22 protein-coding genes and 2 tRNA genes are annotated in these 25,860 nt (G+C 68.0%); 1 reads left to right on the forward strand and 23 read right to left on the reverse strand.

The window, feature by feature from the left end; all coding sequences use genetic code 11:
• Window positions 1-26: 26 nt before the first annotated feature.
• The 23 genes from RIV12_RS01085 to RIV12_RS01195 all read right to left on the reverse strand — a co-directional run bounded on the left by RIV12_RS01085 (window position 27) and on the right by RIV12_RS01195 (window position 23,404).
• Window positions 27-2,351 (reverse strand): RelA/SpoT family protein, encoded by a 2,325-nt coding sequence (locus tag RIV12_RS01085; protein WP_075416993.1) that lies wholly within the window; start codon window positions 2,349-2,351, stop codon window positions 27-29.
• Window positions 2,352-2,499: 148 nt separating this feature from the next.
• Complete coding sequence (locus RIV12_RS01090) at window positions 2,500-3,057, reverse strand: adenine phosphoribosyltransferase (RefSeq protein WP_309321596.1); 558 nt, start codon at window positions 3,055-3,057, stop codon at window positions 2,500-2,502.
• Window positions 3,054-4,157: a protein translocase subunit SecF gene (secF, locus tag RIV12_RS01095; RefSeq protein ID WP_309321597.1), complete on the reverse strand. Its 1,104-nt coding sequence runs from the start codon at window positions 4,155-4,157 to the stop codon at window positions 3,054-3,056. Before secF ends, RIV12_RS01090 begins: the two co-directional genes overlap by 4 nt.
• Window positions 4,154-6,115 carry a protein translocase subunit SecD gene (gene secD / locus RIV12_RS01100; RefSeq protein WP_309321599.1) on the reverse strand — a complete coding sequence of 654 codons (1,962 nt, stop codon included), beginning with the start codon at window positions 6,113-6,115 and terminating at the stop codon, window positions 4,154-4,156. Before secD ends, secF begins: the two co-directional genes overlap by 4 nt.
• Before the next feature lie 208 nt (window positions 6,116-6,323).
• On the reverse strand, window positions 6,324-6,686 hold the full coding sequence (yajC, locus tag RIV12_RS01105; protein ID WP_309321601.1) for a preprotein translocase subunit YajC: 363 nt from the start codon (window positions 6,684-6,686) through the stop codon (window positions 6,324-6,326).
• A gap of 174 nt (window positions 6,687-6,860) precedes the next feature.
• The gene (gene ruvB / locus RIV12_RS01110) at window positions 6,861-7,901 is read right to left on the reverse strand and encodes a Holliday junction branch migration DNA helicase RuvB (protein ID WP_075416997.1); all 1,041 of its coding nucleotides are present in this window, start codon (window positions 7,899-7,901) and stop codon (window positions 6,861-6,863) included.
• Window positions 7,894-8,544, reverse strand: coding sequence for a Holliday junction branch migration protein RuvA (gene ruvA, locus RIV12_RS01115; RefSeq protein WP_075416998.1), 651 nt, complete (start codon window positions 8,542-8,544; stop codon window positions 7,894-7,896). Before ruvA ends, ruvB begins: the two co-directional genes overlap by 8 nt.
• Before the next feature lie 114 nt (window positions 8,545-8,658).
• The gene (locus RIV12_RS01120; protein WP_256277504.1) at window positions 8,659-9,264 is read right to left on the reverse strand and encodes a crossover junction endodeoxyribonuclease RuvC; all 606 of its coding nucleotides are present in this window, start codon (window positions 9,262-9,264) and stop codon (window positions 8,659-8,661) included.
• Between the two features lie 70 nt (window positions 9,265-9,334).
• On the reverse strand, window positions 9,335-10,099 hold the full coding sequence (locus RIV12_RS01125) for a YebC/PmpR family DNA-binding transcriptional regulator (RefSeq protein WP_309321603.1): 765 nt from the start codon (window positions 10,097-10,099) through the stop codon (window positions 9,335-9,337).
• Between the two features lie 44 nt (window positions 10,100-10,143).
• Window positions 10,144-10,842, reverse strand: a complete 699-nt coding sequence (gene pdxT, locus RIV12_RS01130; protein ID WP_218638017.1) for a pyridoxal 5'-phosphate synthase glutaminase subunit PdxT — start codon at window positions 10,840-10,842, stop codon at window positions 10,144-10,146.
• 31 nt (window positions 10,843-10,873) lie between these two features.
• The gene (locus RIV12_RS01135; protein ID WP_309321651.1) at window positions 10,874-11,509 is read right to left on the reverse strand and encodes an NUDIX hydrolase; all 636 of its coding nucleotides are present in this window, start codon (window positions 11,507-11,509) and stop codon (window positions 10,874-10,876) included.
• An 83-nt stretch (window positions 11,510-11,592) separates the two neighbouring features.
• Complete coding sequence (gene pdxS / locus RIV12_RS01140) at window positions 11,593-12,495, reverse strand: pyridoxal 5'-phosphate synthase lyase subunit PdxS (RefSeq protein ID WP_075417001.1); 903 nt, start codon at window positions 12,493-12,495, stop codon at window positions 11,593-11,595.
• Window positions 12,496-12,663: 168 nt separating this feature from the next.
• Window positions 12,664-13,965 (reverse strand): PrsW family intramembrane metalloprotease, encoded by a 1,302-nt coding sequence (locus tag RIV12_RS01145; protein WP_309321605.1) that lies wholly within the window; start codon window positions 13,963-13,965, stop codon window positions 12,664-12,666.
• A 4-nt stretch (window positions 13,966-13,969) separates the two neighbouring features.
• Window positions 13,970-14,734, reverse strand: coding sequence for a hypothetical protein (locus tag RIV12_RS01150; RefSeq protein ID WP_309321607.1), 765 nt, complete (start codon window positions 14,732-14,734; stop codon window positions 13,970-13,972).
• A gap of 32 nt (window positions 14,735-14,766) precedes the next feature.
• Window positions 14,767-15,948, reverse strand: a complete 1,182-nt coding sequence (locus tag RIV12_RS01155) for a glycosyltransferase family 4 protein (RefSeq protein ID WP_309321609.1) — start codon at window positions 15,946-15,948, stop codon at window positions 14,767-14,769.
• Window positions 15,945-16,943: a phosphatidylinositol mannoside acyltransferase gene (locus tag RIV12_RS01160; protein WP_309321610.1), complete on the reverse strand. Its 999-nt coding sequence runs from the start codon at window positions 16,941-16,943 to the stop codon at window positions 15,945-15,947. The genes RIV12_RS01155 and RIV12_RS01160 overlap by 4 nt, the downstream gene beginning before the upstream one ends.
• The gene (gene pgsA, locus RIV12_RS01165) at window positions 16,940-17,572 is read right to left on the reverse strand and encodes a phosphatidylinositol phosphate synthase (protein WP_075417005.1); all 633 of its coding nucleotides are present in this window, start codon (window positions 17,570-17,572) and stop codon (window positions 16,940-16,942) included. The genes RIV12_RS01160 and pgsA overlap by 4 nt, the downstream gene beginning before the upstream one ends.
• Before the next feature lie 117 nt (window positions 17,573-17,689).
• Window positions 17,690-18,304, reverse strand: a complete 615-nt coding sequence (locus RIV12_RS01170) for an HIT family protein (protein ID WP_309321611.1) — start codon at window positions 18,302-18,304, stop codon at window positions 17,690-17,692.
• The gene (gene thrS / locus RIV12_RS01175) at window positions 18,297-20,348 is read right to left on the reverse strand and encodes a threonine--tRNA ligase (RefSeq protein ID WP_309321612.1); all 2,052 of its coding nucleotides are present in this window, start codon (window positions 20,346-20,348) and stop codon (window positions 18,297-18,299) included. The genes RIV12_RS01170 and thrS overlap by 8 nt, the downstream gene beginning before the upstream one ends.
• Window positions 20,349-20,435: 87 nt before the next feature.
• The gene (locus RIV12_RS01180; protein WP_309321614.1) at window positions 20,436-21,719 is read right to left on the reverse strand and encodes a lipid II:glycine glycyltransferase FemX; all 1,284 of its coding nucleotides are present in this window, start codon (window positions 21,717-21,719) and stop codon (window positions 20,436-20,438) included.
• Window positions 21,720-22,961, reverse strand: a complete 1,242-nt coding sequence (locus tag RIV12_RS01185; RefSeq protein WP_309321615.1) for a carboxylate--amine ligase — start codon at window positions 22,959-22,961, stop codon at window positions 21,720-21,722.
• Window positions 22,962-23,255: 294 nt separating this feature from the next.
• A tRNA-Val gene (locus tag RIV12_RS01190) sits at window positions 23,256-23,330 on the reverse strand.
• A gap of 1 nt (window position 23,331) precedes the next feature.
• Window positions 23,332-23,404: transfer RNA gene (locus RIV12_RS01195), tRNA-Gly, on the reverse strand.
• 217 nt (window positions 23,405-23,621) lie between these two features.
• Between RIV12_RS01195 and glgX the strand changes: the two genes are divergently transcribed.
• Complete coding sequence (gene glgX, locus RIV12_RS01200; protein ID WP_309321616.1) at window positions 23,622-25,829, forward strand: glycogen debranching protein GlgX; 2,208 nt, start codon at window positions 23,622-23,624, stop codon at window positions 25,827-25,829.
• Window positions 25,830-25,860: the final 31 nt, after the last annotated feature.

Consider the following 25,860-nt stretch of genomic DNA (forward strand, 5'->3'; position numbering starts at 1 on the left):
GTGGCACCACTCGTCCTCAGTCCTTTTCATCGACGGCGCGTCGTGGACAGGCTTCTGCGCGCCTCGAAGACGCCGTCGATGCGTCGCAGCGCCGCCAGCGTATGGTCCAGGTGCCCGACCTCGGCCAGCTCGACGACGAACCGTCCGGTGACGACCCGGTCCCGGCTCGTGGCGATGCTGGCGCTCGCAAGGTTGACGTGACTGTCTGCCAGCGCCCGGGTGATGTCGGCCAGCAGGCCCCCGCGGTCCAGGGCCTCGACCTCCACCTGGACCAGGTAGGCGGACTGGGCGTGATCCGCCCAGGAGACGGTGATGAGACGCTCGGGCTCGCGCTGGAGCTGATCGACGTTCTGGCAGTCGGCCCGGTGCACTGAGACACCCGAGCCCCGGGTGATGAAGCCGACGATGGGATCTCCCGGCATGGGGGTGCAGCAGCGCGCCAGCTTGACGTAGACGTCGCCCTCATCCATGCCGGCAACGACGACTCCGGCATCGGCTGTTCGTGGACGCCGGTGCGCTGTCGCCCGAGTGGGCAGGATCCCCTCCGCAAGAGTCTCCTCGGCACCGTCCTCCCCACCCATGGTGGCCACCAGGGTGTCAACGACATGTTGAGCGGATACGTGCCCCTCACCCACTGCCGCGTACAGGCCGTCAATGTCGACCTTGTCGAGGGTCTTGGCCACGTTCATGAGAGTCTCGTGGCTCATGAGGCGCTGAAGGGGAAGGTTCTGCTTGCGCAGGGTTCGGGCAATGGCGCCCTTGCCCTCCTCAATGGCCTCCTCGCGGCGCTCCTTGGAGAACCAGGAACGGATCTTGTTGCGGGCCCGGGTCGAGGCGACGAAGGTGAGCCAGTCACGCGAGGGACCGGCGTTGATGGCCTTGGAGGTGAAGACCTCCACCGTGTCACCGTTCTCCAGGCGCGTGTCCAGGGGCACCAGCCGGCTGTTGACGCGCGCCCCCACGGTGCGGTGGCCGACCTCGGTGTGGACGGCATAGGCGAAGTCCACCGGAGTGGCTCCAGCGGGCAGGGCCAGGACATCACCCCTGGGGGTGAAGACGTAGACCTGGTCCCCGGCCATCTCGTAGCGCAGGGCGTCGAGGAACTCGGAGGGGTCCTGAGTCTCCTTCTGCCAGTCGACGAGCTGGCGCAGCCAGCCCATGTCGCCCTGGTCGGAGTCCCCGGGTCTGCCTCCCAGGGCGCTGGGGCCCGAGGCGTTGGGATCCTCCTTGTAACGCCAGTGCGCGGCCACGCCGTACTCGGCCATGCGGTGCATCTCGTGGGTACGGATCTGGATCTCCACCGGCTTACCCCCCGGCCCCACGACAGTCGTGTGCAGCGACTGGTAGAGGTTGAACTTGGGGACGGCGATGTAGTCCTTGAACCGCCCACTCATGGGGGTCCAGCGCGAGTGCAGGGAACCGAGCACCGCGTAGCAGTCCTGGACGGTGTCGACAATGACCCGGACCGCGACCAGGTCGTAGATGTCGTCGAAGTCCTTCCCCCGCACGATCATCTTCTGATAGATCGAGTAGTAGTGCTTGGGTCGCCCGGTCACGGCGCCCTTGATCTTGTTGACCCTCAGATCCTCCTCGATCTGAAGGCGGACCTGGCGCAGGTACTCCTCGCGAGCCGGGGCCCGCTCGGCCACCATGTGCTCGATCTCCTCGTACACGCCCGGGTAGAGGGCCTTGAAGGAACGATCCTCCAGCTCCCACTTGATCGTGTTCATTCCCAGGCGGTGGGCCAGGGGCGCATAGATCTCCAGGGTCTCCTTGGCCTTGCGCGCGGCGTTCTCCGCGGAGACGTACTTCCAGGTACGGGCGTTGTGAAGACGGTCGCCGAGCTTGATGACCAGGACCCGGATGTCCTTGGACATCGCGATGATCATCTTGCGCACCGTCTCGGCCTGGGCGGCCTCCCCGTACTGGAGCTTGTCGAGCTTGGTGACGCCGTCAACGAGCAGGCTGATCTCGTCACCGAAGTCGGCGCGCAGGCGCTCAAGGGTGTAGTCGGTGTCCTCCACGGTGTCGTGCAGGACGGCCGCCGCCAGGGTCTGGGCCGTCATCCCCAGCTCGGCGAGGATGGTCGCCACTGCCACCGGGTGGGTGATGTAGGGCTCCCCGGACTTGCGTCGTTGGCCGGAGTGAGCCTTCTCAGCCACCTCGTAGGCGCGCACGATGAGGCTCGTGTCCGCCTTGGGGTGGTTGGCGCGCACCGCTCGCAGCAGCGGCTCGATGGCCGCTGGTGTGGAGTGTCCCCGGGAGCCGAACCACGCCAGACGGCTGCGCACGCGCGAGCCGGGGACAACACTGTCGCCTGACGTGTCCGGGGTGCTCTTCGTCTCCGTCATTGACGCATCATATAGCGGCCGGCACACCGAGGCGTGCCGGCACTGCTGCCGACCGTGTGGTGTCGCGCGGCAGGGCGACGCGACACCACACAGGAATCAGCCGTGGGTGTGGGGAAGCAGGAAGCGGATGAGCCGCTCGATTCGTGTCTCAGAAGATGACGACCGAGTCGACCTGACGCCCCTGGAGCTGTCGGCGACCGCCGAGATCTGCCAGCTCCAGAAGCATGCAGATGGCCTCCACCGAGGCGCCGGCCTGCTCAATGAGGGAGATGGACGCGGCGGCCGTCCCACCTGTGGCCAGAACATCGTCGATGACCAGAACGCGTGCGCCCCGGGTGACGGTCTCGGGCCGCAGCTCCATCCGGGCGGTGCCGTACTCCAGGGAGTAGTCCACGCCGATGACCGGTCCGGGCAGCTTGCCGCCCTTGCGCACCGTGATCATCCCGATCCCGAGCCGAACCGCCAAGGGCGCCGCCAGGATGAAGCCGCGCGACTCGAGTCCCGCGATCGCATCGATCCGACCGCGATAGTGATCGGCAAGGCCGTCGACGAGACCGGCGAAGGCAGGTCCGTCGGCCAGGAGCGGAGTGATGTCCCGGAAGAGGACCCCCGGCTCGGGAAAATCGGGAATCTCACGCAGGTGGCTCATGACCAGCCTGGTCAGAGACTCGGGAACCGTCTCGGAATGGGCCACGGGAGCGGTCATCCGCGCTTCTTCTTCCTTTTTGGCTGAGCCGCCACGCCGAGGTGGTGGCCGGGGGTGACGGGTGAGGCGGCCGGAGCCGCGTCAATCTTAGCCAGTTCCTCGACGTCGTCGCCGGCCTCCTCCCGACGGTGCTGGCGTGCTGCGGCGACCTTGGCGGCCTGGTCCTTGATGCGCTTCTCGCGTGAGCGCAGGTCCACGAGGAGAGGCGTGGCCAGGAAGATCGAGGACAGGGTGCCGGCGATCATGCCGATGAACAGCGTCAGAGCGATGTCGCGCAGCGTTCCTGCGCCCAGGATGAAGGCGCCGACGAACAGAAGCGAGGCCACCGGGAGCACACCGACCACGGAGGTGTTGATCGAACGGATGAAGGTCTGGTTGACCGCCAGGTTCGCGAGCTCGGCGTAAGTGGATCGGCTCTGGGACTCGAAGCCCTCGGTGTTCTCGCGGATCTTGTCGAAGACCACGACAGTGTCATAGAGGGAGTATCCCAGGATCGTCAGCACACCGATGATCGTGGCCGGGGTGACCTCGAATCCGGACAGGGCGTAGATGCCCACGGTGACGACGATGTCGTGGCACAGGGCGAGCAGGGCCGCCGCCGCCATCTTCCAGGTGCGGAAGTATGCCCAGATGAGCAGTCCGACGAAGATGAAGAACAGGACCAGTCCTCGAATCGCCTTCTTGGTGACGTCGGAGGACCAGGTCGGCCCCACGGTCGTCGCTGAGACGTTGGAGGCGTCGGTCTTGTAGGCGGTGGCGAGCTCACCGGCCAGCGAGTCAAGGCGCTGCTTGCTCAGCTGGTTGGTCTGCACCCGTACCGATGTCGACCCCATGGTGGTCACCGAGGAGCTGGCCGCCAGGTCGCTCTTGGAGAGGACCTCGTTGGCGGGACGCTCGGAAGGAGTGGACAGTCCCGTGACTGTGATCTCCGATCCGCCCTTGAAGTCGATTCCCGGGGTGAGTCCTACGGTAGCCAGGAGCGTGGCCGAGCCGAGGATGATGACGACGGCGATGAAGTACCAGATCCGTCGTTTGCCGACGAAGGCGATGGACGTCTTGGCCGAGTAGAGCTCGTTACCGAGCGTGGCGAGAGACTTCACTTCGTCTCACCGTCCTTTCCCTTGTCGGCCGTGGCATCGACCGCGTCGGCCTCCTGCTGCTCGACCTCATCATCGACGGTCTCGCCGTCGGCCTCATCAGCGGCACCGTCGGGGCTCTCGGCGCTCCTGCGGGCCTCGGCCTTGCGGCGCGCCAGCGACCCGGCCATGCGGTCGGCGACGGCCTCGCGCCCCTTGCCGTAGGTCGAGGACGTCGCCCCGAGGTGCTCGGGGTCAAGACCGGAGAGCCGGTGCCCCTCACCGAAGAAGCGGAAGCGGATGATCCACTCCATCAACGGGTGGGTGAAGAGGATGATGATGGCCAGGTCCACGCACGTGGTCACTCCCAGGGTGAAGGCGAATCCCTGCACCCCGCCGACGGCGAGGAAGTACAGGACGATCGCGGCCACGAGGTTGACGGCGTCGGAGACGAGGATCGTGCGCCTGGCGTGCTTCCACCCCTCATCGATCGCGGTCCTCAGAGTCCGTCCCTGACGCACCTCGTCACGGACTCGCTCGAAGTAGATGATGAAGGAGTCGACCGTAATGCCGATGGAGATGATGAGTCCGGCCACTCCCGCCAGGGACAGGCGGTAGCCCATGGTCGCGCTCAGTGCCGCGATGACCAGGTAGGTGCCGGCTGCGGCCACCACCAGAGAGGCTACGGCCACCACCGCCAGGCCGCGGTACTGCCAGGCCAGATAGAGGATGATGAGAGCGAAGCCGATGAGCCCGGCGATCAGGCCGTTGCGCAGCTGCTCAGTTCCTAACGTGGCGGAGATCTGCTGCTCGGACTGAACCGTGAAGCTCAGCGGCAGCGAGCCGAAGGACAGCTGGTTGGCCAGCGTGTTGGCCTGATTCTGGTTGAAGTTGCCGGTGATCTGGACCCGGCCGTCGGTGATCGGCGAGTGGACGGACTCATTGAAACCGGAGGCCATGACGGTCAGGCCATCCAGGACGATGGCGAACTGGGCCTTGTCCCCGATGTGCTGGGCCTGTGGGTTCTGAGCGCCCTGCGCACCGGCGGCACTCGCCTGGTCGCGGTAGGTCAGCAGCCGCTTGGACAGCTCGGAGAACTTCTTGGTGCCGTCAGCGTTGAAGGCCAACGAGACGACCCACTGGTTGGTGGCCTGACCGCGGGAGTCGGTCTCCAGACCCGAGTTGGCGCTCTTGAGCTCGGTTCCGCTGATCTCAGCCGGGCCGAGGATGTAGGCGCCGCGGTGCTGGGAACCGGCCTCCTTGGAGCAGGAGATGACGGCGACCTTGGGATCCTGCGTCTGCCCCGTGAGATTCTTCGGGTCGGTGCAGTCGGTCATGTAGCCGTCGTAGAGCAGCTTCTCGGTGATCCAGGAATCCGATGAGTTCGTCTTGTCCTGGGCGGGGAGCGGGTCAGAGGAGATGACACCGTCCTGGTTGACGTCCGCCAGCTGCTTGGCGATCTCCTCGGGGGTCCTGGGCTGCGCCGTGGGCTGCGCCGTGGACTGGGCCGTGGGCTGTGCGGTGGGGGCCGGGGTTGGCGCGCCGGAGGGGTTCTGGCTGGCGATGTTCTTGGCAGCCTGCTGGGCGCTGCCCTCCAGGACGCGCAGGACCGGGCGGAAGTACATGACGGCAGAGGTCCGCACCAGTTCCAGGGTGGTCTGGCTGGGCTTTCCGGGCAGCGAGACCACGATGTTCTGACCGCCTTGGCGGGAGATCTGGGCCTCGGAGACGCCGGAGGCGTCCACGCGCTGGCGGATCACCTCGATGGCCTGCTCAACATCGCTGTCACTGATCGCCGAGCCGTCGGAGGTCGTGGGCGTCAGAATGAGCTGGGTACCGCCCTCGAGATCGAGGGCGAGTCCGGGGGTGAGTGAGGCCTTGTGCCTCATGTTTCCCACCACCAGAGCGCCGAAACCGATGACGAGGACGAGGATGAACATCAGGAGGCGGCGCCCTGGGCGCGTTCGCTGCTTACTGGACACGTGGTCCCTTCCTGGGGTGGAGTGAACTCGAGCGCATGGCCCGAAGGCTGAGGTGGGTGTGGGGCTGGGATGCTTGGCGGACACCGCCGAGAGGCGCACCGAGTCCGGCGGACTCAGCGAGACGGGTCACCAAGCGCAGGCGGAGTCTGTAGGGCGCCGCTAAGCGCTGTCACGCCGACGTCGTGGGAGTGTGGTCGGTTCGCCGATATCAGGACTGCGGCTCGGCCGCGTCCTGCTCGGATTCACGGATGTCGTCACCGGCCTGCGCGACGTCGGAGCCGGGCTCCTCGTGGGCGGAGGCGGAGCCGAAGGGAGGCTCCTCGATGGCGGCGATCGCCCGCTTGCTCCAGAGGGTCTCGTCACCCAGCGGCGTGGCCAGGGTGACCACGTCACCGTCGACCTCGACGACCGTCCCGTAGAAGCCGCCGATGGTGCGAACCCAGTTGCCGGGAACCAGACCCTTCTCAGTGCGGCGCTTCTGCTCCTCCTGCATCGCGCGCTGCCTGCGGCTGACGAACCACATCATCAGGAGCATCCCGATGAGCATGATCCAGATGAAATACGACGACATGGAGGCCTCTCCGTTTCGACTAGGCAGTCTCGGCTGATGCAGACCTACGACTGTCACAGGCCGGCGGTGGCGAGTCTATGGCACGCGGGCCAGACGCTTACCTACCGTCGGCGAGTGGTCGGGCACAACTGGGTACCAACCGGTTACAAAATCATCACATTACCCGGTTGTCGCTCAGGAGAACAATGATCCGTCGGCTGGGGGCTCAAGTCCCAGGTGGCTGTAGGCCGCCGGCGTGGCCGCCCGCCCCCGTGGGGTACGAACCACCAGCCCCTCACGCACGAGGTACGGCTCGGCCACGGTCTCCACCGTCTCGGGCTCCTCCCCCACGCTGACCGCCAGCGTCGTCAACCCCACCGGGCCACCGCCGAACCGGGTGCACAGGGCCTCGAGCACCTGCCGGTCCAAGCGGTCCAGCCCGAGGGCATCGACCTCGAAGACGTCCAGGGCGCCGCGGGCCGCCACCAGGTCGAGTCGGCCGGGCTGTCCGTGAACCTCCGCCCAGTCCTGGACGCGCCGCAGCAGCCGGTTGGCGATACGAGGCGTGCCACGTGAGCGAGAGGCCAGCTCCTTGGCGGCGTCCGCCTCCAGGCTCACGCCCAGCAGCCCCGCACTGCGCGTGAGGATCCGGGTGAGCTCACCCGGCCCATAGTAGTCGAGGTGGCCGGTGAAGCCGAAGCGGTCTCGCAGCGGCGCGGGCAGCAGACCTGCCCTCGTGGTGGCTCCGACGACGGTGAAGGGGGGCAGGGACAGGGGGATGGAGGTGGCGCCGGGTCCTTTTCCCACGACGATGTCGACACGGAAGTCCTCCATCGCCAGGTAGAGCATCTCCTCGGCGGTCCGCGCCAGGCGGTGGATCTCATCGATGAACAGCACGTCGCCCTCCTCCAGGGAGGACAGGATGGCCGCGAGGTCTCCGGCGTGCTGAATGGCCGGCCCCGAGGTCAGGCGCAGGGAGCCGTCCACCTCGGCGGCGATGATCATGGCCAGCGTGGTCTTGCCCAGCCCGGGCGGCCCCGACAGGAGAACGTGGTCAGCCGTCACCCCGCGGGCCAGGGCGGAGCGCAGCACCACCGAGAGCTGGCCGCGCACCACCTCCTGCCCGGTGAAGTCCTCCAGACGCTTGGGCCGCAGGGCCGCCTCGGCGGCACGCTCGGTGGCATCGGCACCACCACCGACCAGGCGCTGCCGGTCGAGCTCATCCGGCTCAGCCACGGTGCCCGCCTCCCAACCATCTCAGGGAGGCCCGTAGCACTGCCGCCGTGTCCGGCTCCTGGTCGGCCGCGGCATCGGAGGTCACGGAGGTGACGGCCTGGCGCGCGCTGGCCTCGTTCCAGCCGAGCTGCACCAGGGCGGCGACGACGTCGGCGTGGGGCTCCGGACCTCCGTCGGTCGCGCTCTCCTGCCCTCCAGCAGTCTCCGAAGCCGCACGGGCGGCGCCGAGATCATCCCCGGTGACGGGGCCCAGCTTGTCGGCCACGTCCAGGATGACGCGTTGAGCGCCCTTGGGGCCGAGGCCGGGCACCCGGGTGAGGGCGGCGACGTCCTGGGAGGCGATGGCCCGCCTGAGAGCATTGGGGGTGTGGACGGCCAGCATCGCCAGCGCCAGCTTGGCTCCGACCCCCTTGGCGCTCATCAGGGTGCGGAAGCTGTCCCTCTCATCGGTGTCGGCGAAGCCGAAGAGCGTCAGCGAGTCCTCACGGACGACCAGCTCGGTGTGAACGAGGGCCTCCTCACCGGCCCTGAGGCCGGACAGCGTGGTGGGTGTGGCCTGGATGCTCATGCCGACACCGCCGGTCTCAATGACGGCACCGGTCAGGCCGACACTGAGGACAGTGCCACGCAGGGAGGCGATCATGGGCAGCTTCTCCTGGATGTTCTCAGCGGGTCGAGCGGTCTTGTGCCGATTCGGCGGACGAGGACGGACTCGAACAGACGTTCGGATCCTAGCAGCCCGGGTCCGGCAGAGTCCTCAGCGCCGCACCCGTCGCGGGTCGACGGCGCCGGTGCGCCGGGCCGCCGCCTGGGCGGCGGCCCACTGACGCTGAGCCGGCGTGCGGGCCGAGACGCGCACCGCTCCCCCGGCGGAGACCATCTCGGTGGCATCATCCGTTCCCGTCCCGCCTCCGCGCCAACCGTGGCAGATCGCCTGGGCCAGGGCGTCTGCGGCATCTGCCGGCCGGGGCGGCGCATCAAGGCCGAGAATGCGGGTGACCATGGCCTGGACCTGGGTCTTGTCCGCAGTCCCCGAGCCGGTGACGGCGGCCTTGGCCTCGCTGGGCGTGTGCTGGGCGACCTCCAGCCCTGCGCGCGCCGCAGTGGCCATCGCGGTGCCCATCACCTGGGCGACCCCGATGACGGAGCGCAGGTTGTCCTGCGCGAAGACCCGCTCAATGGACACCACGGAGGGACCCAGACGGGCGATCCAGTCCTCAATGGCCTCCGTGATGGTCAGGAGCCTCAGCTCGGGGCTCTGAGACGGCGGAGTCCGAACCACGCCGACCTCCACCAGACGGACCTGACGGCGAGGGTCGACGTCCACGCATCCCAGACCGCAGCGGGTCAGCCCGGGATCGATTCCCAGGACCCGCTGCTGGGCGACGACGGCGCGAGCCGAACGCGGCCGAGAGCCGGCGACGTCCAGGGGCTCAGTCCTCGCCGCCTGCGAACTTGGCGGCCACCTCTGGGCTGAGGTCCACCGAGGTGTAGACGTTCTGGACGTCGTCGGAGTCCTCCAGGGCGTCGATGAGGCGGAAGACCTTGCGTGCGCCTTCGACGTCGACCTCCACCTTGGTTCCGGCGACGAACTGGACCTCGGCGGAGTCGTAGTCCATCCCCGCATCCGTCAGAGCGGTACGCACGGCGACGATGTCGCTGGGCTCGGAGTAGATCTCGAAGGACTCGCCCATGTCCTCGACCTCCTCGGCGCCGGCGTCCAGGACGGCCATGAGGATGGAGTCCTCGTCCACTCCGTCGGCCTTGGCGACCTCGACGACGCCCTTACGGGTGAAGTTGTAGGCCACCGAGCCCGGGTCGGCCAGGTTCCCGCCATTGCGGGAGAAGGCGACGCGCACGTCGGAGGCGGCCCGGTTGCGGTTGTCGGTGAGGCACTCGACGAGGAAGGCGACCCCGCCGGGGCCGTAGCCCTCGTACATGATGGTCTGCCAGTCGGCGCCACCGGCCTCCTCACCGCTGCCGCGCTTGACGGCGCGGGTGATGTTGTCCGCCGGCACGGAGTTCTTCTTGGCCTTCTGAATGGCGTCGAACAGGGTGGGGTTACCGGTGGGATCACCACCGCCGGTACGGGCGGCGACCTCGATGTTCTTGATGAGGCGTGCGAAGAGCTTGCCGCGCTTGGCGTCAATGGCGGCCTTCTTGTGCTTGGTGGTGGCCCACTTGGAGTGACCCGACATAAGTGCTCCTTGGGAGTCGATGATGAGGGCGCGGCCGAACGTACTCAGGCCCGGCGCGTCACCATGGAGACGAAGACGTCGTGAACCCGGTGGTCACCTCCGACCTCCGGGTGGAAGGACGTGGCGAGCAGGGCCCCTTGACGAACCGCGACGATCCTACCGCCGTCGGCCCCACCGACCCCAGCCGCACGTCCTGCGCGGGTCGTGGCGAGGATCTCGACGTCCGGCCCCACCTCCTCCACCCAGGGCGCCCGAATGAAGACGGCCCGCAACGGTCGGTCCTGCCCCGCGCCCAGTGCTGGAGCGGTGAGGTCCTCCTCGTAGGAGTCCACCTGACGGCCGAAGGCGTTGCGGCGCACGGTCATGTCGATGCCGCCCAGGAACGCCTGTCCCTTCTGCGCCCCCTCGACGCGGTCGGCCAGCATGATCATCCCGGCGCACGACCCGTAGGCGGGCAGGCCCGCGCCGATCAGCTCGCGCAGGGGCTCAAGCATGCCGAAGGCGACCAGCAGCGTGCTCATGGTGGTCGACTCCCCGCCGGGGATCACCAGGGCGTCGATCCTGTCTCCCGGGCTCCGCCCCAGATCGGTGGCGCGGCGTACGACGACGGGGCGCGCTCCAGACGCCTCGAGGGCCAAGGAGTGCTCGCGTACGTCTCCCTGAAGGGCCAGGACCCCGATGGTGGGACGGGAGTCGGGCGGCACGAGTGCGGGGAAGAGCGCCCGAGGGTGGCGGGCATCCATCGTGTGAGTCGGGTGGTGGGAGTGATTCGGGTTAGTCATCTGACTCCTCGGTGGTGGGGTCGCAGTGACGGTCCGGGGTGCTCGCCAGCTCGGCCAGGACCTCGCAGTCCACCGGATCCGTGAGATCGAAGCGCCGGCCGTTCCAGCCGGAGGCGAGTTCCTCCACGATCTCGGGCAGGCGCACCGGGTAGATCTCCTGTCCCCGCTCCTGGGCGGCCTGCAGCTGCTCCACGTTCCACCACGAGATGGAGTCGACGACGTCTCGCTCCAGGGAGGTCCAGCCGTCCTTCCTGATCGGGCGCGTGGTCGGCAGGTGCAGGAGGAAGAAGAGCTCGTCCTGGCGGCATGTGACGGAGGCGAAGCGGAAGACCGCCTCCCGGTGGGCGATGGGCCCTTCCAGGTCGGCGGGGGCGACCTCGATCCCGGACTCCTCGACCAGCTCACGCACGGCTCCGGCACGGGGGTCCTCGCCGCTGCGGAGTCCTCCTCCCGGGGTGAAGACCCAGCTGTGGCTCGGGTCCGCGGCGTCATGCCCCACCAGCAGCAGTACCTCGCCGTCCTGGGTCACGGCCAGAACCCGGGCAGCCGTTCTGAAGGGCAGGCCGTCGTCGCCCAGGCTCCACTCGGCGCTGTCGAGGTGCTGGTCCCAGTCCTCGGGGACCAGCACCGGGTGACGTCCGTCGACCAGGCCGCCGGCGGAGCCGCAGTCCGCGTCATCGGCGGGGTGTCCGGCGCCCTGCGGGGAGCCGGTCACCAGCCGCGTTCCGCCAGGCGGTGGGGCTCGGGGATCTCGTCGACGTTGATCCCCACCATCGCCTCTCCCAGTCCGCGTGAGACCTCGGCGATGACGTCGGGGGCGTCGAACTGCGCGGTGGCGCGCACGATGGCGGCGGCCCGCTTGGCGGGGTCGCCGGACTTGAAGATGCCCGAGCCCACGAAGACGCCCTCGGCCCCCATCTGCATCATCATGGCGGCGTCGGCCGGAGTGGCGATACCGCCGGCGGTGAACAGCACGACGGGCAGGTGCCCGGTGCGGGCGACCTCGGCGACGAGCTCATAAGGGGCGGCGAGCTCCTTGGCGGCCACGTAGAGCTCGTCCTCGGGCAGCGAGGTCAGGCGGCGGATCTCGTCGCGGATCGTACGCATGTGGGTCACTGCGTTGGAGACGTCCCCAGTGCCGGCCTCACCCTTGGACCGGATCATGGCCGCGCCCTCAGTGATGCGGCGCAGCGCCTCACCCAGGTTGGTGGCTCCGCAGACGAAAGGAACGGTGAAGGACTGCTTGTCGATGTGGTGGGTGTAGTCGGCAGGGGTGAGGACCTCGGACTCGTCGATGTAGTCCACACCGAGGCTCTGGAGGACCTGCGCTTCCACGAAGTGGCCGATACGGGCCTTGGCCATCACCGGGATGGAGACAGCCTCGATGATGCCTGTGATGAGGTCGGGGTCGCTCATGCGGGCAACGCCGCCCTGGGCTCGAATGTCGGCGGGGACGCGCTCGAGGGCCATGACGGCAACGGCTCCCGCGTCCTGGGCGATACGGGCCTGCTCGGGCGTGACGACGTCCATGATGACGCCGCCCTTGAGCATGTCCGCCATGCCGCGCTTCACGGTGAGGGTTCCGGTGCTGGGGGTGGTCTGCTCTGTACTCAATCGTGGTCCTCCGGCCGTGAGCCGTCGCCTCCGCACCGGGGCGGCAGCGACGTCTCCGTGAAAAGATACTGATGCCACGCATGCTACCCCGTGCCTCCCGAACGCCCCCAGGTGCTCACGCAGTGAGACCCGAACCGTCTCAAGACATCCGTTGGCTCCTGCCGCCTTCTACCCGGCTCCGAGGAAGGTTCGTCGCGCTGAGCTGATCCGGTCGAGCAGCTCGGTCTCCTTGACGGAGAGCTCACCTCGATCATGACTGTCCACGGCCTGCTGGCGCAGCTGAGCGAGCTCCGCGGCACCCTTCTGGAAGGTGTTCATGGCCGCTGAGGCCCGTGGCCCCCTGGTGGCGGCCCACCGTCTACCCGCCCGACGCCCTGCACCGGTGGCGAGCATCTGAACCTCGGCCGGGGAAAACCAGCCGGCGCGGGCGTAGTCCTCTATCCCACGGCGCATGGACCGACGCTCACTCCAGCGCAGGCACGAGACCAGTCCGGCACACAGAGCGTAGAACGGGAACTGAAGCAGCAGATACACCCCGAAGTTCACCGCGACGAACCCGTTCCAGGTCGCGTGAAGCAGAATCGCACCGACCAGGCCCACGGGAGCCATCCACGCCCACGCGTACTGAGACCGGCGGCGAGAGGAAACGCCGATGGCTACCCCCGTGCAGGCAGTGAACGTCAGGTGAGCGAACGGGGACAAGACTCCCCGCATGACGAAGATGCTCCCCACGTACTCCCATCCCTGAACGAAGTAGAGAATATTCTCAACGAAGGCGAACCCTGCGGCAGTGAAGGCCGCGTACACGACCCCATCGATCGTGCCGTTGATCGTCCGGCGCCAGATGAGGAAGACGAACAGGACGCCCAGCCCCTTGGTCATCTCCTCGACCAGAGGTGCTGAAATCACCCCGGCCGCACCCGGATCCCCCATGGCCTCTGTAATGACCTGAGCCACCCAGACGTTGACCACCAACGAGCAGAGCGTGGAGACACTCGTCCCCCACAGGAATGCCACCATGAGAGTGACCGCCGTGAACAGACCGGGGGGCCTGGGCTCCCAGCGGACGTACCAGAACACTCCCGCTAGAAGCATCGTGGCCACAAGCACCCCGGCTAACGGGATGAGAGCCAGCTGGAACGATGGGAGCACGACCGGGCCGAAGTCCCTGCGGAGCCCTGCGAAGACATACAGGGTGCACAGGGAGAAGACAATGATCGCGGCAATCATGACAATCGCCCCGACGATCGCCGGGATGCCGGATGGAATGAGAGAGGCCACCTGCTCGGACTGTTGCCGGCCGTCCTCAGGAGCCGAGGAACGTGAACGATCCGCATCACGACTCTCACGATGAACCTGGTAACGCTGCCCGGATCCGGAAAGGGAGCCGGAGTCGGCCGGGGTCTGCGGTAGGGCGCTGGAGCGCCGGTAACCGGGGCGGGGGGCCCAGGGACTGGGAGGCATGCTCATCGATTCACCTCACTTGCACCTCGTCGTCGTGGTCCGGCTGCATCTCAGGGGTGGTGTCGTCGTCGGCATCGAAGGTCTGGGGCATGGGGGCGTGCCCAGCCAGGTGACACATCCGAACAAGTAGGCGCGCCCTGAGCACCTGGGCCTCGCTGACGTGGGTGTTGTGGAACCTGCGGGCCAGGACCAGGCGTGAGCAGGCCCGGTCCAGACGGTTGAGTGCCGACACGCTCAGCGGGTCAGCGGACAGGTCGCGACGCGCGGACTCGGACACCACTGTCCGCAGGACCCGGCTGAGGTCGGACTCGATGAGGGCTCGACTGCGGGTGGTCGGCGCAGGGAGCGCCTCGCCGCCGGAAGCAGGATGAGGATGGGGGGTGCTCTCGAGCGGCGCGGAGCTGTCCAGACCGTCGTCGACGATAGGCCCCTCGGCATCCAGCGCCTCGCGAGCGGCCCTGCTGAGCAGCAGTCCGGAGGCCGGATCCAGCGCCGGGACGGTGGCCAGCTCCGCCGCGGCCTCGGCCCGGTGAACGAGCTGAGCCTCAAGCGTGGCCCGGGAGCCCAGTACCTGCCGGTGCAGCCGGTCCACCCGCACCGCCCTGGCGTAGAGCGCCCACCCAATGGCCACGGCCAGCCCGACCAGCAGCACGACAATGCTCCATATCGGAGCCGTCATCGCGCCGGCCCCCGTGGAGGAAGGCGCCGGCATTGCCGTCGTTGCACCGGCGGGGATATCGATGGCCTGTGTCATGGCCGTCGTCATGGTTGCCATGGTCGGTTCCTCATCACTCCTGAGATCAGCTTCTAGTCGTCCAGGGCATCGCGCAGACGACCCAGCATGGTGCGCGAACCGGGGGCGGGCTCCACCCGGGTGTGAGCGGTGGACAGGGCCATGTCGTAGACATCGAGGACCTCGTCGGTGACCGCGGACCAGTCATAGCGCCCGACCACCTGGGAGGCCGCCTGGGTGCGGGCCTGGGCTGCCGTCACGTCCTGCAGGGTGTTGATGATGACCCGGGCCAGGTCATCGCCGTCCTCGTTGCGGAACAGCGCCCCGTAACGGCCCTCGCCGAGCACGTCGGAGAAGGCTTTGAGGTCGGAGGCGATGACCCGGGTACCTGCGGCCATGGCCTCCACCAGGACGATGCCGAAGGACTCCCCTCCGGTCTGCGGAGCCACGTAGCAGCTGGCCGACGCCAGCATGGCGGCCTTGTCCTCATCACTGACTCCTCCCAGGAAGACCACGGACTCACCGAAGTGGGCCAGCTCGTCGCGGATCTCCTGGGCCTGCCCACGACCTGCGATGAGGAAGCGCGCACCCGGCACCGACTCCAGCACCGCCGGGATGGCATCGGCCAGGACTCGCAGTCCCTTGCGGGGCTCGTCGAGGCGCCCCAGGAAGGAGATGGTGGGGATCTCATCCGTACCCCGGAATCGGGGGTCGTCCTTGGGAGCGTCGGCGAAGGGCTTCACGTTGACGCCGTTGGGAATGACGACGGCGTCGCCACCGTGGTACTGGATGAGGGTGCGGCGGGCCTCCTCCGAGACGGCGATACGGGCCGAGAGCTTCTCCATGAGCGGCACCGTCGCCGGGCTCAGCAGCTCACGGGCGAGTGAGCGGTCCATGGCGGCGTGAAAGGTGCCCACGACCGGTCCGGTGGCGGCTTGGAGGGCCAGCATCCCCACGCTGGGGGTGATGGGCTCGTGGATGTGAAGGATGTCGAAGTCCCCGGCCTCCAGCCAGCGTCGGGCCCGCCTGGCCACGAGAGCGCCGAAGTTCAGTCGCGCCACCGAGCCGTTGTAGGGAATGGCGATGGAGTCACCGGCGCTGGTGACCCAGTCCGGCAGGTCGGTGTCCTGGGAGGCCGGTGCAAGGACCTGGACCTCGTGGCCGCGCCGGAAGAGCTCACCGGCCAGGTCCATGACGTGAACCTGGACTCCTCCGTGAGCGTCGAAGGAGTAGGGGCAGACGATACCGATCCTCATGCGTCCTCCTCGTGGACGGCCTGTTGCTCACGGGCGTGGCTGCGAGCGAGGCGTTCCTGATCCAGGTCGGCGTCGAAGACGGGCTGGAGCATGTGCCAGTCCTCGGCGTGCTCGGCGATCAAGGGGTCCAGCTCGGCGACCCAGGCGCGAGTGTGCGCCGCGACCTGCTCGCGTCCCTCCAGATTCTGCGGCGCCGGAACCCTGCGGGCGGTCAGCACGAGTCCCCAGGGCGATCCCGCGCGACGGCGCCGCTCACCGATCAGTGGCTCGTAGTGGATCGAGGCGGCGTACAGGGGACGCCCCAGGCGTTGGGCGATCGCCGCGGGACCGGCGGCCACCCGTGCGGTGGCACCGCCCAGCTGCGCTGTGATGCCGGCCGAGGACAGATCTCGATCGGCCAGGAGCGCGACGACGTAGTGTCCCTGGCTCGCCGTCTCCAGGAGACGGTCGAAGACCTTCTCCCCGTGGGCCTGACCGATGATGCGCATGCCCAGTGACTGACGGAAGGAGACGAACTGCTCGAAGAGATCCTCGGGCTCCAGACGTTCGGCGACGGTCAGAACGGTGGCGAGCTCGCGGCATGCCCAGGCTCCGATGAGGTCCCAGTTGCCCATGTGCGGCAGCGCCATGACGATGCTGCCCTCGCGCACGTCCTCATGCAGCCGGGGGTCGACGTCGGTGCGTACACGCGCAAGGACCTGCTCCGGCGTGATTCCGGGTAGGGCGAAGGCCTCGTAGAAGTAGCGCATGTAGGAGCGCATTCCTGCTCGTGTGGCCCGGCGCAGGGCACGTGGCGGCGTCCCCGCAGGGAGGATGCGCGACAGGTTGCGCTCGAGCTGTCCCACCCCGGTGGTGCTGCGCCTCAGGCGCTGCCAGACCCACAGCGCGTCGGCAACGGTGTGCGCCAGGCCGTAGCCCACCGGCGCAGGCAGGTGTCGAGTACCTCGCCAGGCCAGGCGGTAGGCGCCGGAGACGGCGGACAGGCGCAGCCTCATGCCGGATCACCCGCCTGCCGGGACTGCTGGTGGACGGTGCGCACGCGTTGGATCACGGTGATGAAGGAGGCGACCGCCACGTAGAGGAGCCCGATGGTGAGCACCCACTGGGGGGCCCCGAGCCCCACGATGAAGGTGGCGCCGAGCGCTACGAGGAGCCGGTCGGTGCGCTCGGCGATCCCCACGGAGGCGGTGGCGCCGATGGACTCGGCCCGCGCTCGGGCATAGGGGACAGTGGCCGCGGTGACGACGGCGGCCAGGGCCGCCACGACAGTCACGGTGCGCAGCACGCCGGCCGGCATGGACAGTGCCGCCCAGGCCGCCAGGGAGCCCAGGACGGCGCCGTCGGCCAGGCGGTCCATGGTGGAGTCCAGGAAGGCTCCGAAGACCGAGCTCTTCCCGGTGGCTCGGGCCAGAATGCCGTCGAAGGAGTCGGCCACCAGCACCACGAGCAGGACGAGGGGTCCGGCCACGAAGTGCCCCTGCGGCAGCAGGGTGACCGCTGCCGTCACGGACAGGGCCGTTCCGGTGACGGTGAGCATGTTGGGCGTCACCCCGAGCCGCCCGAGCGCGAGGGCGGGGCGGGTGAACAGGGCCTTGGTCAGGCCGCGGCCATGGTTGCCGAGCATGAGGTCCTTAGGTCTCGGGTGAGTAGTCGGAGAGACGAGCCGTGATGGAGCGGGCGGGACTGAGACGGACGGGGTTGCCCTCAGCCTGACGGACTTCACCGAGGAGGGCCAGGGGGATCAGTCCCCGGGCTGCCCGGTACGGGCGGGCCAGGCGGCGGCGAGCATGTCCCGCTGCTCGCCGAGCAGCTGGGGCACGGGCTTGGTCCGACCGATGATGGGCATGAAGTTCGCGTCTCCCTTCCAGCGCGGCACGATGTGCTGGTGGAGATGAGCGGCGATCCCCGCACCGGCGACCTCGCCCTGGTTCATACCCAGGTTGAATCCGTGGGGGCGGCTCACCGAGCGCACGACACTCATGGCGGTGGCGGTCAGCTCACCGATCTCCTGACGCTCGGCCGCGGTGGCCTCGGTCCAGTCGGAGATGTGCCGATAGGGGCATACCAGCAGGTGGCCGGTGTTGTACGGGTAGAGGTTCATGATGACGTAGCTGGTCTCGCCCCGGTGGACGATGAGAGCCTCGTCGTCACGGCGATCCGGCCCCGTGCAGAACGGGCACTGTTCGGGGGTGTCGTCCGAGGGTTTGTTCTGCCCCCCGATGTAGACCATGCGGTGAGGGGTCCACAGACGCTGAAAGGCCTGCGGAGCGCCCTCGTGGTAGAAGGGCGCCTCCATCTCAACGTCGTCGCCGACTCCGGGGGCGCTGATCGTATCTCCAGTCGCTTCCTCAGTCACTGTGCAGCTTCTCCCCCGCCGGGTCGTTGATACGGGCGTCGATGACACGGACGATGTGGGCCACGGCCTCCTTCACGGGCACGCCGTTGGTCTGCTGGCCGTCACGGAACCGGAAGGAGACGGCGCCGGCCTCGGCGTCCTCTCCCCCGGCGATGAGGGTGAAGGGGATCTTGTCCTTGGAGGCATTGCGGATCTTCTTGCCGAAGCGGTCATCGGAGTGGTCCACCTCGACTCGCACTCCCTGGGCGCGCAGCTGGGCGGCGACGTCGTCGACGTAGGCGTCGAAGGCCTCGGCCACGGGAATGAGACGGACCTGCACCGGGGAGAGCCAGGCGGGGAAGGCGCCCGCGTAGTGCTCGGTGAGCACTCCGATGAAGCGCTCCACACTGCCCAGCTTGGCCGAGTGGATCATGATGGGGCGCTGGTGGGTGCCGTCGGCGGCCGTGTACTCCAGGTTGAAGCGCTCGGGCTGGTTGAAGTCGTACTGGATGGTGGACATCTGCCAGGTCCGTCCGATGGCGTCCTTGACCTGCACCGAGACCTTGGGGCCGTAGAAGGCGGCGCCGCCCGGGTCGGGGACGACCTCCAGCCCGGAGGCGTCGCAGGCGTTCTGGAGGGCCTGCGTGGCGGCGGCCCAGTCGGCGTCGGAGCCGATGAACTTGTCCTTCTTGGCGCCGTCCTCGTCTCGGGTGGACAGCTCGAGGTAGAAGTCGGTCAGCCCGAAGGCCTTGAGGATCGACAGGAAGAAGTCGATCTGGGCGCGGATCTCCTCACCGGCCTGCTCCGGGGTGCAGTAGGTGTGGGAGTCGTCCTGGGTGAAGCCGCGCATGCGGGTGAGCCCGTGGACGACGCCGGACTTCTCGTAGCGGTAGTCGTGGCCCATCTCGAAGAAGCGCAGCGGCAGCTCGCGGTAGGAGCGTCCTCGGGAGCGGAAGATGAGGTTGTGCATCGGGCAGTTCATGGCCTTGAGGTAGTACTCCTGGCCGGCCTTGGTGATATTGCCCTCGGCGTCACGCTCCTCGTCGGCGAGCATGGGGGGGAACATGGTGTCGGCGTAGTACGGCAGGTGGCCCGAGGTGTGGAAGAGCCCGCCCTTGGAGATCTCGGGGGTGTGGACGAAGTCGAAGCCGTAGTCCAGGTGGCGGTCGACGACGTACTGCTCGATCTGGTGGCGCAGCATGGCGCCCTTGGGGTGGAAGACCACCAGGCCGGGGCCGATCTCCTCGGGGAAGGAGTAGAGGTCGAGCTCGGCGCCGAGCCTGCGGTGGTCACGCTTGGCGGCCTCGGCCAGGCGGGTCTGGTACGCCTTGAGCTCGTCCTTGCTGGCCCAGGCGGTGCCGTAGATCCGCTGGAGGGAGTCGCCGGACTGGTCACCCTTCCAGTAGGCGGACGAGGACTTGGTCAGCGCGAAGCCCTGCCCGATGAGGCGGGTCGAGGGCAGGTGGGGGCCGCGGCACAGGTCGGTCCAGGCGACGCTGCCGTCGCGTCGGACGTTGTCGTACATGGTGAGCCCGCCGGCGCCGACCTCGACCGAGGCGCCCTCGGCGCCCGCGCCCTTGGTGGTGATGAGCTCGAGCTTGTAGGGCTGGTCGGCCAGCTCCTCACGCCCCTGGGCCTCGGTGATGTCGCGGCGCACGAAGCGCTGCCCCTCCTTGACGATCCGCTTCATGCGCTTCTCGATCTCGCGCAGCATCTCGGGGGTGACGGCGTCGATGGCGCCGAAGTCGTAGTAGAAGCCGTCAGTAATGAAGGGGCCGATACCGAGGTTCACGTCGGGGAACATCTCCTGGACGGCCTGCGCCATGACGTGGGTGGCGCTGTGGCGCAGGATTTTCAGGCCGTCCTCGCTGGACAGGGTGATGGGCTCGACGACGGCGCCGGCAGGCACCTGGCGCTCCAGGTCCCAGGGCTCGCCGTTGACGCGCATCGCGACGACGCCGTCCTTCTTGACGGCGTCCTGCAGGAGGAGCGCCCCCGTGCTGCCCGCCTCAATGGTGCGGGGCGCGCCGTCGAGGGTGATCTCAATCATGGGCTGGTCTGACACGGGCTCGTCTCCTCTGCTGCATTGGTGCGGGGCGCTGTACTGGTGCACCCCGGTTCGGCCGCGAGTCTACGTCGTGGACGAGTAGGCTCAGTCCTCCCGTGAGCCACGCCGCGCGCGCAGTGCGTCACGCAGGCGCTTGGCGGTGCACATCCCGGAGTAGATGACCCGGGAGACCGGGACGTCCCAGGCTCCATCCACCTCGGTGACGTGCTGGGCGTAGCGCTTCTTGTACTGCCCCACCGTGTAGAGCGAGGGGACGCGGGTGGAGCCGGCGCCCATGAGGTCCAGGCCGCGGTAGCCCTCCTGGGCCAGGGTGCAGGCGGCCCACCAGTCCAGGGCCTCGGCTCCGCGGAAGGTGCGCGACTCGTTGGAGGAGGCGCCGTAGTAGGCCACGGAGTCCTTGCCCGAGGTGAGGATGAGGTCCCAGGCATGGGGGACGCCGTCCTTACGCAGCACGAACAAGCGGGCGTTCTTCTCCCCCAGGGACGTCAGCATGGTCCAGTAGACCTCGGCGTCGTGGGGCTTGAAGCCGTCTCGCTCGGCGGTCTCACGCAGGACCTCGTAGACCTTGTCGAACTCGTCGCGGCTCAGACCGGTCTCGTCACTGATGGTGCAGCCGGCCTCCCGGGCCACGCGCTCGGCGCGCTTGACCGCACGGCGGCCGTCCTTAGGCATGATCGCGGCGATCTTCTCCGGCGTCTTGGGCGTCAGGTCGATGACGTAGGTGCGGTCGTAGGTGATGGTGGACAGCAGCTCTCGCAGGTCGGTGTCGCGGTAACGGACGTGCATGCGGATGAAGCGCACGGAGCGATCGCGCTCCTTGACCACGGAGCGCAGCAGCCGGCGCAGGTGCGCCTCGCGCTCGGGCGACTGCTCCTTGAGCCAGACCGGACCGTGCTTGGCCCACAGGAAGGTCTGGCCGCCCATCTCATAGCGGTACAGGGCGATGGCGGCCACAGGCTTGCCCTCGTCCTCATAGAGGTAGCGGCCCCACAGGGGACGGCCCATGGCCACCTCGAAGCGCTCCCAGGCCTCGGTCTGCTCAACCGGGAAGGGACTGTTGCCCACGGCCAGGCGCATCTCGCGCCCGTCGACCCGCCGCAGGGTCTCGGAGCGGTCCGGGGTGGAGTGCACCGGTTCGGGGTGCGTGGGCCGAGAGGCCTTGGGCTTGTCAGCCTTGTCAGTCTTGGCAGGCTTGTCGGTCGTGTCGACCTTCTGCTCGGGTTGCTCGGACTGGCGGCTGTCCTTCTGCCCCTTCTCGTTCGGTTGAGCCGTCTGAGCCTTCTCGGGGGTTGGTGCGGCAGTCTCGGCCGTGGCGTCAGTCGTGGCGTCGGGAGTGGTGCTGTCGGGCATGTTCTCGTTCTCGGGCATTCAGCGGGACCTGTCGACTCGTTGCGGATAGTTGCGGGCGAACTTGCGGTAGTGGTTGAGGCGCTGGAGCTCGATCGTCGCGCGCCGGCGAAGCGAGCGCTCGGCCGGGTCGCGCAGCGGGTCGACGCCCCGCCCCAGGCTCTTGGCCTTGCGGCGCAGCGCCTCATCGGACACGTAACGTGCGATGACGCCATCGGGAACCAGGGAGTAGAGGACCTGCCGGGTGACCTCGACGGGCTCATCGCGCTGGTCCAGGACCAGGTCCTTGAGCATGACGGCCATGGGGTTGGCACCGGCGGCGGTCAGGTAGAAGGAGTTTCGGCCGATACGGGGGTTGACCTCGAAGAAGAGCTCTCGCCCGTCGCGGGGGTCCACCTTGATGTCGAGGTTGGCGAATCCGCGGTAGCCGGCGTGACGCAGCAGGCGGCTCGTGGCGTCCCACAGGTCGGGGAATGCCTCGGTGATCATGGCGACAGGGTTGCCGATCATGGTGGGCGCGTGGTCCTGCAGGAGGACGCGCGCCGAGCCGATGAGGCGCAGCTCGCCGGTGGAGTCCATGTAGGCGGTCACCGAGCGCATGGCGGTGTCGTCACCGGGGATGCACTCCTGAACCAGGAAGGTCGAGCGGTAGCCGGCGTCCTTCAGGCTCCGCCACATGCCGGCCAGCTCGGCCGCGTCGTCGATGAACCAGATCTTGCGCTTGCCGGGGAAGGAGATGCGGTCGTAGTCGGCGCCGATGGCGGCCTTGGCCACGAGCGGGAACTCCAGGCCGAGCTCGGAGGCACTGGTCGGAGGCTCGCAGTCGGGGTCGGCCAGGTCGACGACGACCTCCCGGGGCGTGAGCACCCCCACCTCGGCGCACAGACGGGAGAAGGATGCCTTGTCGCTGACGGCGTCGAGCACGTCGATGTCCGGGAAGGGCAGGACATAGGTGGGCTCGAGCTCGCTGCGGTGAGCGGAGATCATGGCGGCCGCGGCATCAGTGTTGGCCATGAGCACGGCACTGCGGGGCCCTCTGCCCTGGGCCAGCTTCCGCAGCAGCGCGATGGTCCGCTCCGGCGGGGCGCCGGCCTCCTGGTGGACAACGGTGATGTAGACCGACTCGGAGATCGCCACGATCGGATCCGAGGCCACGACCGTCACCGACGTGCCGGTGACCTCGTGAAGCTGCCGTGCCAGGGCGTAAGCGCCGATGTCTCCACCGAGGACCACGGGCAGCAGGTGCCTGAAGCGTTCCGTCATACCCATCCGTTTCTTGCCGCAGGGACCAACTCCTCCCCCAGATGGTAGAGCACACCGGGACGCCCCGTTCCCGACCATCATGGGGACATCACGATCCGGACACGCGGTCGACGTTGACCGCTACCGGCCCACATGTGGAATCCGGCAGGATTCCGGGCGATTGTCCTGAACTCGGCGACGAAATCGCGGCTTCTCGGTGACACATGCCACCCGGCGCACTGGGTGCGGCCACCTGTTCCGACGACGACAAGAGCCCGGAGCGCTGGGCTCCGGGCTCGGTCCGACCATCGAATCTGGTGGGCGATACTGGGATCGAACCAGTGACCTCTTCCGTGTCAGGGAAGCGCGCTCCCGCTGCGCCAATCGCCCGAGCGGATGACGGGACTCGAACCCGCGACCCTCACCTTGGCAAGGTGATGCTCTACCAACTGAGCCACATCCGCGTGACACCCTTGTGGGGTGCGGGAAGAAAGTTAGCAGAGGTATCCCTCGGAGGCAAAACTCACCCGAGCCCGTTTCCTCATGAGGTGTCTCACGCCCCGCCGGCCCCCGCCTCGATCTCCGGACAGCACCCGAGGACGTCTCGGAAGGCGGTACGACGTGACATGTCTTTCTCCCACTCTCCTGCCTTCGCACCTCAGTCATGGCAGGGTAGTCCCCATGACCACGCCGACGACACCGACGCCTCAGGCCGCACAGGAACCTCAGGAAGCCCCCCAGCGCCAGATCTGGCCGGGCCACCCCTACCCGCTCGGGGCGACCTACGACGGCTCGGGAACGAACTTCGCCCTCTACTCCTCGGCCGCCAGCGGTGTCGACCTGTGCCTGTTCGATGACGAGGGCCATGAGGAGCGGTTGGCGCTCAAGGAGGTCGACGGCGACGTCTGGCACGCCTACCTCCCAGGGATCTCGCCGGGCCAGAAGTACGGCTATCGGGTGGCGGGCCCCTACGACCCGGCGTCCGGTCACCGCTGCGACCCCTCCAAGCTGCTGCTGGACCCCTACGCCAAGGCGATCTCCGGCGAGGTGACCCCGTCCCAGACGCTGTACTCCTACTCCTTCGACAACCCGGAGGTGCGCAACGAGGAGGACTCGGCGGGACACACGATGCGCTCGGTGGTCATCAACCCCTACTTCGACTGGGGCCACGACCGCCCCCCGGGCCACGAGTACCACGAGACGATCATCTACGAGGCCCACGTCAAGGGCATGACCCAGCTGCACCCGATGGTTCCCGAGAGCCTGCGGGGCACCTACGCCGGCCTGGCTCAGCCCGCCGTCATCGACCACCTCAAGAACCTGGGTGTCACGGCCATCGAGCTCATGCCGGTCCACCAGTTCGTCAACGACACCCACCTGCAGGAGAAGGGTCTGTCGAACTACTGGGGCTACAACACGATCGGATTCTTCGCGCCGCACAACACCTACGCCGCCTACGGCACCGAGGGCGAGCAGGTTCAGGAGTTCAAGTCCATGGTCAAGGCCTTCCACGAGGCCGGCATCGAGGTCATCCTGGACGTCGTCTACAACCACACGGCCGAGGGCAACCACCTGGGCCCCACCCTGTCCTTCCGCGGCATCGACAACAGCTCCTACTACCGGCTCGTCGACGGCTCGCCGACCCACTACTTCGACACCACCGGCACCGGCAACTCGCTGCTCATGCGCTCGCCGGCAGTCCTCCAGCTCATCATGGACTCGCTGCGCTACTGGGTCACTGAGATGCACGTCGACGGGTTCCGCTTCGATCTGGCCTCCACCCTGGCCCGCCAGTTCCATGAGGTGGACAAGCTCAGCGCCTTCTTCGACATCATCCACCAGGACCCGGTGCTCTCCCAGGTCAAGCTCATCGCCGAGCCCTGGGACGTGGGCGACGGCGGCTACAACGTGGGCGGCTTCCCGGCCCTGTGGAGCGAGTGGAACGGCAAGTACCGCGACACCGTGCGAGACTTCTGGCGAGGGGAGCCCTCCACCCTGGGCGAGTTCGCCTCCCGTATCACCGGCTCCTCCGACCTCTACCAGCACGCCGGACGCACCCCGGTGGCCAGCATCAACTTCGTCACCGCCCACGACGGCTTCACGTTGCACGACCTGGTCTCCTACAACGAGAAGCACAACGAGGCCAACCTCGAGGGCAATGCCGACGGCGACAACAACAACCGGTCCTGGAACTGCGGCGCCGAGGGACCCACTGACGACCCGGCGATCAACGAGCTGCGTCAGCGCCAGACCCGCAACTTCCTGGCCACCGTTCTGTTCAGTCAGGGCGTGCCCATGATCTGTCACGGCGACGAGCTGGGGCGCACCCAGGGGGGCAACAACAACGCCTACTGCCAGGACAACGAGATCACCTGGATCAACTGGGATCTCAGTGAGCAGGACAATGACCTGCTGGAGTTCACCCGCACCATGATGTGGCTGCGTCGCGACCACCCGGTGATGCGGCGTCGGCGCTTCTTCACCGGGGACGCCGGTCACGGCGGGGAGAGCGAGCTCGGCGAGATCGAGTGGCTCACTCCGGCCGGTGAGTCCATGACCGACCAGGACTGGACCACCTGGTACGCCCGGGCCATGATGGTCTTCCTCAACGGGGAGGCGATCGCCGAGCCCGATGAGCGGGGCCAGCGGATCGTGGACGACTCCTTCCTCGTGCTCATCAACGCCTCCGACGAGGACATCACCTTCACCCTCCCGGGCGAGGGGTACGCCCCCACCTGGAAGGTCGCGCTGGACACGGCTCCTGCGGTGGACGGGGACTCGGACCCGGTTCTCGCCGCTGATGAGACCGTCGTGGTCGAGGCCCGTTCCATGCTCTTCCTCATGGACGCCCCCGAGTCCGACGCCACCACGGAGCGGCACCAGCGGTAGGGGCTCTCCGCGGCACTCCGACGCGCAACCG

The sequence above is a fragment of the Actinomyces stomatis genome (assembly GCF_031292835.1).
Taxonomy (GTDB): domain Bacteria; phylum Actinomycetota; class Actinomycetes; order Actinomycetales; family Actinomycetaceae; genus Actinomyces; species Actinomyces stomatis.

Coding starts and splice junctions, on each gene's coding strand:
- RIV12_RS01085 (WP_075416993.1), bottom strand. CDS start 2,351: ATGACGGAGACGAAGAGCACCCCGGACACGTCAGGCGACAGTGTTGTC.
- RIV12_RS01090 (WP_309321596.1), bottom strand. CDS start 3,057: ATGACCGCTCCCGTGGCCCATTCCGAGACGGTTCCCGAGTCTCTGACC.
- yajC (WP_309321601.1), bottom strand. CDS start 6,686: ATGTCGTCGTATTTCATCTGGATCATGCTCATCGGGATGCTCCTGATG.
- ruvA (WP_075416998.1), bottom strand. CDS start 8,544: ATGATCGCCTCCCTGCGTGGCACTGTCCTCAGTGTCGGCCTGACCGGT.
- RIV12_RS01125 (WP_309321603.1), bottom strand. CDS start 10,099: ATGTCGGGTCACTCCAAGTGGGCCACCACCAAGCACAAGAAGGCCGCC.
- pdxT (WP_218638017.1), bottom strand. CDS start 10,842: ATGGATGCCCGCCACCCTCGGGCGCTCTTCCCCGCACTCGTGCCGCCC.
- RIV12_RS01145 (WP_309321605.1), bottom strand. CDS start 13,965: ATGAGCATGCCTCCCAGTCCCTGGGCCCCCCGCCCCGGTTACCGGCGC.
- RIV12_RS01150 (WP_309321607.1), bottom strand. CDS start 14,734: ATGGCAACCATGACGACGGCCATGACACAGGCCATCGATATCCCCGCC.
- RIV12_RS01155 (WP_309321609.1), bottom strand. CDS start 15,948: ATGAGGATCGGTATCGTCTGCCCCTACTCCTTCGACGCTCACGGAGGA.
- RIV12_RS01160 (WP_309321610.1), bottom strand. CDS start 16,943: ATGAGGCTGCGCCTGTCCGCCGTCTCCGGCGCCTACCGCCTGGCCTGG.
- pgsA (WP_075417005.1), bottom strand. CDS start 17,572: ATGCTCGGCAACCATGGCCGCGGCCTGACCAAGGCCCTGTTCACCCGC.
- RIV12_RS01180 (WP_309321614.1), bottom strand. CDS start 21,719: ATGCCCGAGAACGAGAACATGCCCGACAGCACCACTCCCGACGCCACG.
- RIV12_RS01185 (WP_309321615.1), bottom strand. CDS start 22,961: ATGACGGAACGCTTCAGGCACCTGCTGCCCGTGGTCCTCGGTGGAGAC.
- glgX (WP_309321616.1), top strand. CDS start 23,622: ATGACCACGCCGACGACACCGACGCCTCAGGCCGCACAGGAACCTCAG.